The organism is Burkholderia sp. Cy-637 (assembly GCF_011753175.1).
Taxonomy (GTDB): Bacteria; Pseudomonadota; Gammaproteobacteria; order Burkholderiales; family Burkholderiaceae; genus Burkholderia; species Burkholderia gladioli.
In genome coordinates, this window is the sequence record NZ_VWWC01000409.1 from 1 (window position 1) to 760 (window position 760).

Genomic DNA, 760 nt, shown 5'->3' on the forward strand with positions numbered 1-760 from the left:
TCGCGCCAGCGCCGCCACGAGCAACGGCCCGCCGGCAAGACGCACGGCGCGCCGCGCGGCGGCGAACAGCGCCTGCGTGCCCGCGCCGTCGAGTGCCTGTCCGGCATGGTCGTGGCACATCAGGCGCGCGCTGTCCTCGCGCGGTGCCGACGCGGCGAATTTGGCCCGCCAGCCCGACGCGTCGCGCGCGAAGCGCAGGCGCAGCGCGTCGTGGTCGGCCACCAGCGTATCGAGCCATGCCTCGAGAAATGCCGGCGTGAGCTCGGCCGGCACGTCCAGCAGCCGCGATTGCTGGTAGTGATCCACGTGCCGGTCGTCGATCGCGAAGAACGCGTGATGGATCGGCAGCAAGGGCATGTCGTCCGCACTGGCTTCCGTGGCGCCCTGGCTCGCGCCGCGGTCCGACGGGTGGACAGGCTCGTGGCGCGCGTTGGCGGCCAGCAGTTCGATGCTCGGGAAGCGGAACAGGTCGCGCGCCGAAAAGGCGATGCCCTGCTGGCGCGAGCGCGCCGCCACCTGGATCGACAGGATCGAATCGCCCCCCAGCTCGAAGAAATTGTCGGTCACGCCGAGCGTCGGGGCCCGCAGCACCGCACGCCAGATCTCCCACAGCGCCCGCTCGGTCGCGTTGCGCGGGGCGAGCGCGCCGCCGGCATCGCCGACCGGGTCCGGCAGCGCCAGCGCGGCGAGCGCGCGGCGATCGAGCTTGCCCGCGATGCCCTTGGGCAGCGCCGCCACGAAGCCAAACGCGCCCGGCACC

1 protein-coding gene is annotated in these 760 nt (G+C 73.6%); it reads right to left on the reverse strand.

Annotated elements, in window-relative coordinates; translation table 11 throughout:
- A partial coding sequence (locus F3J10_RS35895; protein WP_240155815.1) for a phosphopantetheine-binding protein occupies positions 1-760 on the reverse strand: 760 nt, incomplete at both ends.